At 63.7% G+C, this 7,894-nt stretch carries 10 protein-coding genes; all 10 read right to left on the bottom strand.

Annotated features, from left to right (window positions below):
• Nucleotides 1-1,331 (bottom strand): TonB-dependent siderophore receptor (locus IRZ12_RS13540; RefSeq protein ID WP_296469323.1); only part of this gene is annotated, 1,331 nt, incomplete at its 3' end.
• Between the two features lie 81 nt (nt 1,332-1,412).
• Nucleotides 1,413-1,604: a Fe-S cluster assembly protein IscX gene (gene iscX, locus IRZ12_RS13545; RefSeq protein ID WP_296469325.1), complete on the bottom strand. Its 192-nt coding sequence runs from the start codon at nt 1,602-1,604 to the stop codon at nt 1,413-1,415.
• A gap of 137 nt (nt 1,605-1,741) precedes the next feature.
• Nucleotides 1,742-2,083: an ISC system 2Fe-2S type ferredoxin gene (gene fdx / locus IRZ12_RS13550; RefSeq protein WP_296469327.1), complete on the bottom strand. Its 342-nt coding sequence runs from the start codon at nt 2,081-2,083 to the stop codon at nt 1,742-1,744.
• Nucleotides 2,084-2,116: 33 nt separating this feature from the next.
• Entirely contained in the window at nt 2,117-3,979 is a 1,863-nt protein-coding gene (gene hscA / locus IRZ12_RS13555) for a Fe-S protein assembly chaperone HscA (RefSeq protein WP_296469329.1), read from the bottom strand.
• Between the two features lie 13 nt (nt 3,980-3,992).
• Nucleotides 3,993-4,526, bottom strand: coding sequence for a Fe-S protein assembly co-chaperone HscB (gene hscB / locus IRZ12_RS13560; RefSeq protein WP_296469339.1), 534 nt, complete (start codon nt 4,524-4,526; stop codon nt 3,993-3,995).
• Nucleotides 4,526-4,849, bottom strand: coding sequence for an iron-sulfur cluster assembly protein IscA (iscA, locus tag IRZ12_RS13565; RefSeq protein ID WP_296469331.1), 324 nt, complete (start codon nt 4,847-4,849; stop codon nt 4,526-4,528). Before iscA ends, hscB begins: the two co-directional genes overlap by 1 nt.
• A 9-nt stretch (nt 4,850-4,858) precedes the next feature.
• Nucleotides 4,859-5,245 (bottom strand): Fe-S cluster assembly scaffold IscU, encoded by a 387-nt coding sequence (iscU, locus tag IRZ12_RS13570; RefSeq protein ID WP_296469333.1) that lies wholly within the window; start codon nt 5,243-5,245, stop codon nt 4,859-4,861.
• A gap of 14 nt (nt 5,246-5,259) precedes the next feature.
• Nucleotides 5,260-6,471, bottom strand: coding sequence for an IscS subfamily cysteine desulfurase (locus IRZ12_RS13575; protein ID WP_296469335.1), 1,212 nt, complete (start codon nt 6,469-6,471; stop codon nt 5,260-5,262).
• A gap of 39 nt (nt 6,472-6,510) precedes the next feature.
• Entirely contained in the window at nt 6,511-7,014 is a 504-nt protein-coding gene (locus IRZ12_RS13580; RefSeq protein ID WP_296469337.1) for a Fe-S cluster assembly transcription factor, read from the bottom strand.
• Nucleotides 7,015-7,381: 367 nt separating this feature from the next.
• Entirely contained in the window at nt 7,382-7,873 is a 492-nt protein-coding gene (locus IRZ12_RS13585; protein WP_296469341.1) for a low molecular weight protein-tyrosine-phosphatase, read from the bottom strand.
• Nucleotides 7,874-7,894 lie beyond the last annotated feature (21 nt).

Raw genomic sequence — 7,894 nt, forward strand, 5'->3', positions numbered from 1 at the left:
GCCCGCCCCACCCTGCCGTCCAGGCTCAAGCCGGCCAGCGCGCCGCGGGAAACGGCATACCGGGCACCGAGTGAGAAGCGCTGCTCCGACACCTCCGGATAACGATTGCTCAGCAGGTTCGCATAGGCATCGTCGCTCGCGCGCCGAACCGCGGAATTGATCACGGCATAGCTCGCCACGAGGTTCAAGCCCTGCAACGGCTCCAAGCGGCTTTCGACCGTCGCGCCACGAATGCGCAATTCGGCCCAGGCGCGGCAGCCCGCCACGGCGCACCCGGCTTGCGCATCGCTGACTTGCGAATTGTTCTGGATCTGGTTGAACGCGGTGACCGTCATCAACTCCCCGAGGGCCGGCGGCTGGAAGCGCACGCCTGCTTCGTACTGCTGGCTTTCCGCGGAAGCGGCGGCCGCCGTGCGGGGGGCATAGCTTTGCGAGTAATTCACGTAAGGCGCGAGCCCGCTGTCGAACTGGTAGCGCAATCCCAGGCGGGCGCTGTAGACGTCATCCTCCTGGATGCCCGTTCCGCCGTCGGTCGAGGTCAGGTCTATGGTGCGATGGGTGTTCTGGTCGCGCCTCCCGACCATGGACACCGTCCATTTGTCGTATTGGATCTGGTCCTGGACGAAAAATCCCAGGTTGCTTTGCTCAGTGAACGAGCGCGTGACGACGCGGGGCTGGCCGATGGCCGTGCCGTAGGCCGCATCGAAAATGTCGAGCGAAGGCGACGGCGCCAGCCCGCTTTCCTGGATGTCGCGGGACTTGAGATAGTCGAAACCGAATTTGACCTGGTGACGCAAGCCTCCCGTCGCGAAACTGGCCTGGGCGTGCGTGCCGACGTGGAAAGTTCCCAGGCCCGGACCGATGGCGTCCTGCCCGGCTACCGGCGATCCCGTGATCCAGTCGACCTTGGGTTGGTTTTCGGCACGACCGTAGCGCACGCTTTGCTTGACGACCCACGTGTCGTCCAGCTTCTGTTCGAACTCGTAACTGGACGGTCGGCTGGCGCGCGGCTGTCCGTAGACCGGGACGGTCCCCCTGAGGTCGACGGGCGAGGCAGCATGGGGATTCCAGCCGGGCGTCGTTGGGGCTTCGATCGAGCCGGCATCGGTCACCGCGTAAGCGATGGCGACCGGAGTATGAGGCAACTCGGGTTCTGGGGCAGCCGCCCCGCGTGCGCTGGCTGCGGCCGGCGGCGCGACAGGCGGCGTTTCCGGCTCATGCAGGGAGACCGCGGGCGTGCAAGCTGCCGCGGCGAGCAGCGCAGCCGCCAGCGTCGCCCACCGTAAAGGTCGATCGCGAAATGAAAAACGACTCGAAAATCGAGAAACCATGCTCATCGCTATCGGCCACAACGGACGGCATGGTCGAACCGCGGGCACGCTGCGCACGCGGCCAGGAATGGCGTCAAGGCACTAGGCTTCCTGGATCCATGCCATTTGTATGGCTTCAAGAATCTTTTCCCCGGATCGTTTCGGATCATCGTCGAAGCCGGGAAGTTCCAACACCCAGTTGTGCAGATCCGTAAATCTCACTCGAGACGGGTCAACGTCGGGGTGTGCTTCGGCCAAGGCGGTGGCAATCTCGTAGATGTCCGTCCATTTCATCCGATTTCTCCGGATCAGCGCCAAGCCGAGAGCCGGCAAGGCCAACATAGCGTCGGGGACGGGCCGGCGCAACGGAAATTTCCGGGAAGGTGCCACCCTTCCAGTTTAACCGCCCCCGCGCGCAGCGGCGTCGCTCGTCAGTGGTTCTCGCTGGCGTGATTGATGGTGTACTTGGGAATCTCGATCGTCAGGTCGGCATCCTCGATGATGGCCTGGCACGAGAGCCGCGACGTGGAAGTCAGGCCCCATGCCTTGTCGAGGAGATCTTCCTCATTGTCGCTAGCTGCCTCGAGGGAAGAAAAGCCCTCGCGCACGATGACGTGGCACGTCGTGCACGCACACGAGAGTTCGCAGGCGTGCTCGATGGGAATGTCATGCTCGAGGAGCACCCGGCAAATGGACTGGCCCGAAGGAGCATCTTCGATGACGGCGCCCTCGGGGCAAATTTCGGGGTGCGGAAGCACCGTAAGTTTAGGCATGATGACTACCTGATACTGGAGCGGCGAACGGCTTTATGCGATTTCGTCGAGGCGCCGGCCCGACAAGGCCCGGCGTATGCTGCGATCCATCCGGCGGGCGGCGAAATCTTCGGTAGCGCGGGACAGCGCTTCCACCTGGGCGCGCACCGCGTCGCTGTCTTCGCCCTCGGCTGCCGCCGCCGTCCGGTCGAGTTCGGCGCGTATCGCCGCCAATTCGTCCTCGTTCAGCAGGTCGGCGTCGGCCTGCAACGCCGATTCCACCGACTCGACGAGACGCCGGGCCTCTACCTGCTGCTCGCGCAGCGCCCGCATCTTCATGTCGACCTCGGCGCTCTTCATGCCATCGGCCAGCATGGCGGCGACTTCCTCATCCGACAAGCCGTACGAGGGCTTGACCGACACCGAAGCCTCTACGCCGGAACTCTGCTCGCGGGCCGTGACGCTGAGCAGGCCGTCGGCGTCGACCTGGAAGGTCACCCGTATCCGCGCAGCGCCCGCCACCATCGGCGGAATTCCCCGCAGCTCGAAGCGGGCCAACGACCGGCAATCGGAAACGAGTTCCCGTTCGCCTTGCACCACGTGGATTGCCATGGCAGTTTGGCCGTCCTTGAATGTGGTGAAGTCCTGCGCGCGGGCAATGGGTATGGTGCTATTGCGGGGGATCACGCGTTCGACCAGCCCGCCCATGGTTTCCAGTCCCAGCGAAAGCGGTATGACGTCCAGCAGGAGCCAATCTCCGTCCGCAGTACGGTTTCCGGCGAGAAGGTTGGCCTGCATGGCGGCCCCCAGCGCAACTACTTGGTCGGGGTCGAGGTTGATCAGGGGTTCGGTGCCGAACAGCTCTGCAACCATGTTCCGCACGATGGGCATGCGCGTCGCCCCGCCCACCATGACTACGCCCTTGATGTCTTCGACGCTCAGGTCGGCGTCGCGCAACGCGCGGCGGGCGCTCGACAAGGTGCGGGTGACCAGGGGCTTGGCCAGCGCCTCGAAGTGCTCGCGGCTCAGTTTCAACGCGACGTTTCTTCCGCCGGACAAAGCTACCGACAGCTCGGCCTCGAGCGCGTCCGTCAAGGCTTCGCGCGTGCGGCGCGCGGCAACCAGCAAAGCCCGACGGTCTTCCGGCCCGAGCTCGCCGAGCTGCGATTCCTGTGCGGCCCAAGCCGCGATGGCCGAATCGAAGTCGTCGCCCCCGAGCGCGGTGTCGCCACCGGTCGCGATGACTTCGAAGACGCCCTTGGAAAGGCGGAGAATGGAGATGTCGAACGTTCCGCCGCCAAGGTCGTAGACCGCATAAATCCCCTCGGCCGCGTTATCCAGCCCATAGGCGATCGCCGCCGCCGTGGGTTCGTTGAGCAGCCGCAATACATTCAGGCCGGCCAGCCGGGCTGCGTCCTTGGTAGCCTGCCGCTGCGCATCGTCGAAATAGGCCGGAACCGTGATCACCGCCCCCACCAAGTCGTCGCCGAGCACGTCTTCGGCCAACTGGCGCAACTTGGCCAAGATCTGGGCGGATACCTCGACCGGGCTCTTGTCTCCCTGCACCGTGCGTATGCGCACCATGCCGGGCGCGTCCACGAACTCATACGGCACGCGCAGCTTTTGCACGTCGGCCAAGCCGCGCCCCATGAAGCGCTTGACCGACACCACCGTGTTGTGTGGATCTTCAGCCTGGGAGAGCAGCGCCTTGCGGCCGATCACGACCTCTCCCCCGGGCAGGTAGCGCACTGCCGATGGCAACAGGGCGTGCCCCTCCTCGTCGCGTAGGACTTCCGCCATTCCGCTGCGTACGGAGGCTACGAGCGAGTTGGTCGTGCCCAGGTCTATCCCCACCGCCAAGCGGCGCTGATGGGGAGCTTCGGACATGCCGGGTTCGGCTATCTGCAAGAGCGCCATGCGTTCCTATATGTCAGTCTTGTTCCGCGAGAGCTTCGACGGCCGCGTCGATCTCCTCGGAGAATTTCTCAATGAACATCCACTCCCGCACGCGGGCGGCGGCAGCGGCGTAATCGTGCTTGCGGTCCAGCAGTTCTTCGACCTCGGCCATCATGGAGCGCCGCGCCGCAGCCAGTTCGCCCGCCAGCGCTTCAAGCGCGGCCGTATCCCGCGACGCACGCGCCTCGCTGAGCGCTTCGCGCCACTCCATCTGCTGCATGAGGAAAGCAGGCGTCATGGCCGTGTTGGTCTCGACTTGCAAGTCGACGCCCGCGCGTTCGCACAGATAGCGGGCGCGCGCGAGCGGCGACCGCAGCGTCCGGTAGGCCTCGTTGGCCCGCGACGCCCATTGCATGGCGACCCGCCTCTCCTGGGCGGACCCGGCGGCATGGCGGTCGGGGTGAACCCTCGCCTGGACTTCGCGCCATGCCCGGTCCAGCGCGTCGCGATCGACGGCGAAACCGGGCTTCAGGCCCAACAGTTCGAAATGGTCCAGTTCTTTTTGCATCACACGGTGAAAGACTCACCGCAACCGCAGGACGCCTTTTCGTTGGGATTGTTGAATTTGAAGCCTTCGTTGAGCCCTTCACGCGCGTAATCGAGCTCGGTGCCCGCCAAATAAGGAAGGCTCTTGCGGTCGACGACCACTTTCACTCCCTGGCTCTCGAACACCTCGTCGTCGGGCTGGATTTCGTCCACGTACTCGAGCTTGTAGGCCAGGCCCGAGCATCCCGTGGTGCGCACGCCCAAGCGCAAGCCTATGCCTTTGCCGCGCTTCTCCAAGTAGCGGTTCACATGCCTAGCCGCGCGTTCGGTCAACGTTACCGACATGGCTCCCTCTTAGCTGTTTCCGTGCTTGGCACGGTAATCGTTCACCGCCGCCTTGATGGCGTCCTCGGCCAAAATCGAGCAGTGGATCTTGACCGGCGGCAACGCCAGTTCTTCGGCGATTTGCGTGTTGCGGATGCTGAGCGCCTCGTCGAGCGTCTTGCCTTTGACCCATTCGGTCACGAGAGAGCTCGACGCAATCGCGGAGCCGCAACCGTAGGTCTTGAAGCGAGCGTCTTCGATGATGCCCTGTTCGTTGACCTTGATTTGCAGCTTCATGACGTCGCCGCAGGCGGGAGCGCCCACCATGCCCGTGCCGACCGACGCGTCGCTCTTGTCGAACGACCCGACGTTGCGGGGGTTTTCATAGTGATCGATGACTTTTTCGCTATAGGCCATGTCTTTCTCCTGGCTCAGTGTGCAGCCCACTGCACCGTATTGATGTCGATGCCGTCCTTGACCATCTCCCACAGCGGAGACATTTCGCGCAGCTTTTCGACTTTGCTGCGGATCAGTTCAACGGCGAAATCTATTTCCTCCACCGTCGTGAAACGGCCGAGGGTGAAGCGGATGGAGCTGTGCGCCAGCTCGTCACTGCGGCCCAGGGCGCGCAGCACGTACGACGGCTCCAGGCTGGCGGAAGTGCACGCCGAGCCGCTGGACACGGCCAGTTCCTTGACCGCCATGATGAGCGACTCCCCTTCCACGTAGTTGAAGCTGACGTTCAGGTTGTGCGGGATGCGCCGCTCCATGTCACCGTTGAGGTACACCTCTTCGATGGTGGAAAGTCCGGCCCACAGGCGGTCGCGCAACATGCGCACCCGTTCGTTCTCGGTCGCCATTTCTTCCCGGGCGATGCGGAAGGCCTCGCCCATGCCCACGATCTGGTGCGTGGGCAGCGTGCCCGACCGCATGCCGCGCTCATGCCCGCCGCCGTGCATCTGCGCTTCGATGCGCACGCGCGGCTTGCGCCGCACGTACAGCGCGCCTATGCCTTTGGGGCCGCACATCTTGTGCGCGCAGAACGACATCAGGTCAACCTTTAGCTTGGCCAGGTCGATCACGACCTTGCCGGTGGCCTGTGCCGCGTCGACGTGGAAAATCACGCCCCGCTCGCGGCAGATCTCGCCTATGGACTCGATGTCCTGGATCACCCCGATCTCGTTGTTGACGAACATGACCGAAGCGAGGATGGTGTCGGGACGTATCGCGGCCTGGAAGGCGTCGAGGTCGAGCAGCCCATTCTCCTGCACGTCGAGGTACGTCACCTCGAAGCCTTCGCGCTCGAGCTCCCGGCAGGTATCCAGCACAGCCTTGTGCTCGGTCTTGACGGTGATGATGTGCTTGCCGCGCTCGGCATAGAAATGCGCCGCACCTTTGATCGCCAAGTTGTCTGACTCGGTTGCGCCCGAAGTCCAGATGATTTCACGCGGGTCGGCGTTGACGAGCGCCGCCACCTGCTCCCGCGCCGTTTCCACCGCCTTCTCGGCATCCCAGCCGTAGGCGTGGCTGCGCGAGGCAGGATTGCCGAAGCGCTCATACAGCCAGGGCACCATGGCGTCGACCACGCGCGGGTCGACCGGCGTGGTGGCGGAGTAGTCGAGATAAACCGGTGTTTTGATCATGACATCACAACCTTCATTGTCTAGGAAACCGCAACCGCGTCAGGCCGCGGCGGAGGACTCCGTGGCGCCGGAGCGCCGGTCCACCAGGACCGACTTCGCAGCATTGGCCTCCTGCAGTTCTCGCATGCGCTGCTGATCGACCAGGTCCTGCAGGGAAACGGAATCCAGGTACTCCACCATCTTGCGGTTGAGCGTGGCCCACAGCTCATGCGTCATGCACTTGCCGGACTTGCCGTCGTTGCCGCGCGTGCAGTCCTGCTTGCCGCCGCAGTCGGTGGCATCCAACGGCTCATCCACGGCAAAGATGATGTCGGCGACCGTGACGTTCCGCGCCAGCTTGGCCAGCGAATAACCGCCGCCGGGCCCACGCATGCTCTCGACCAATTCGTGTCTGCGCAACTTGCCGAACAACTGCTCCAGATAGGACAGGGAAATGTTCTGGCGCTGGCTGATGGCGGACAGGGTAACCGGACCGCTGTGCTGGCGCAGCGCCAGGTCGATCATCGCCGTCACGGCGAAACGTCCTTTGGTAGTTAGTCGCATTCGAGACCCCTGAAGTGACTCTGCCCCTGCATGCATGCGCCGCCATGGCGGAGGATCGCGCACCGCCGGTGGCGGCCTGCTGCGCTGCAGCCGGGGGCAAGTCTTGCCGATTCAAGCATCGCGGGAAACGCGGTCGTTGCTCCACGCAACGGGCAATTCCTTAGCGATTTGCTCAAGTATATCGAATTCCCGAATGTTTTTCTAGGGATTTGTCGATCGGGGCTCGGGGAGGGAGACATCGGGCGCCCCTTTGCGGCCGGGGTGCCCGCCGGCGGCAAAAGGCCGGCGAAACAAGGCCCGGGGTGACCGGGCCTGCAACAATGAAGGGAATGGCCTAGTAGGAAAGGATGACGACCGGAGACGGGGCTCAGGCAGCTTGGTATTGCGTCGCGCGCTTGCGCACGACTTCAAGCAGGCCCTGGCAGGCGTCCTCGATGTAATCGAGCACCTTGGCAAAACCCTCGGGGCCGCCATAATAGGGATCCGGAACCGTTGCTTCTTCGTACTCGTTGGCAAAGCGCATCAGCAGCATCAGCTTGTGCTGATATTGCTTGGGAGCCTGCTGCTGCAGCAGCGACAGGTTGTCCCAATCCATGGCCAGGATCATGTCGAATTCCCGGAAGTCGTCGACACGGATCTGGCGCGCGCGGATTTCGCTGATGTCGTAGCCTCGCTTCCGGGCGGCAGCCTGCATACGGGCATCGGGAGGCTCACCGATATGGAAGGCGTGAGTCCCGGCCGATTCTATACGGACAACGTCGGAAAGACCGGCATCTTTCACCATGCGGCGAAATACGCCCTCTGCGCTCGGCGAGCGGCAGATGTTGCCCATGCACACAAACAGTACCTTGGTCATCATGTCCGAAAGTGTGCGGGAAAA

Source organism: Pigmentiphaga sp., assembly GCF_019689535.1.
Classification (GTDB): Bacteria; Pseudomonadota; Gammaproteobacteria; order Burkholderiales; family Burkholderiaceae_B; genus Pigmentiphaga.

What these genes read in the sequence shown, in the direction of transcription:
- iscX (WP_296469325.1), bottom strand. Translation starts at nt 1,604, where the DNA reads ATGAAATGGACGGACATCTACGAGATTGCCACCGCCTTGGCCGAAGCA.
- IRZ12_RS13575 (WP_296469335.1), bottom strand. Translation starts at nt 6,471, where the DNA reads ATGATCAAAACACCGGTTTATCTCGACTACTCCGCCACCACGCCGGTC.
- iscA (WP_296469331.1), bottom strand. Translation starts at nt 4,849, where the DNA reads ATGTCGGTAACGTTGACCGAACGCGCGGCTAGGCATGTGAACCGCTAC.
- fdx (WP_296469327.1), bottom strand. Translation starts at nt 2,083, where the DNA reads ATGCCTAAACTTACGGTGCTTCCGCACCCCGAAATTTGCCCCGAGGGC.
- hscA (WP_296469329.1), bottom strand. Translation starts at nt 3,979, where the DNA reads ATGGCGCTCTTGCAGATAGCCGAACCCGGCATGTCCGAAGCTCCCCAT.
- IRZ12_RS13585 (WP_296469341.1), bottom strand. Translation starts at nt 7,873, where the DNA reads ATGATGACCAAGGTACTGTTTGTGTGCATGGGCAACATCTGCCGCTCG.
- IRZ12_RS13580 (WP_296469337.1), bottom strand. Translation starts at nt 7,014, where the DNA reads ATGCGACTAACTACCAAAGGACGTTTCGCCGTGACGGCGATGATCGAC.
- iscU (WP_296469333.1), bottom strand. Translation starts at nt 5,245, where the DNA reads ATGGCCTATAGCGAAAAAGTCATCGATCACTATGAAAACCCCCGCAAC.
- hscB (WP_296469339.1), bottom strand. Translation starts at nt 4,526, where the DNA reads ATGCAAAAAGAACTGGACCATTTCGAACTGTTGGGCCTGAAGCCCGGT.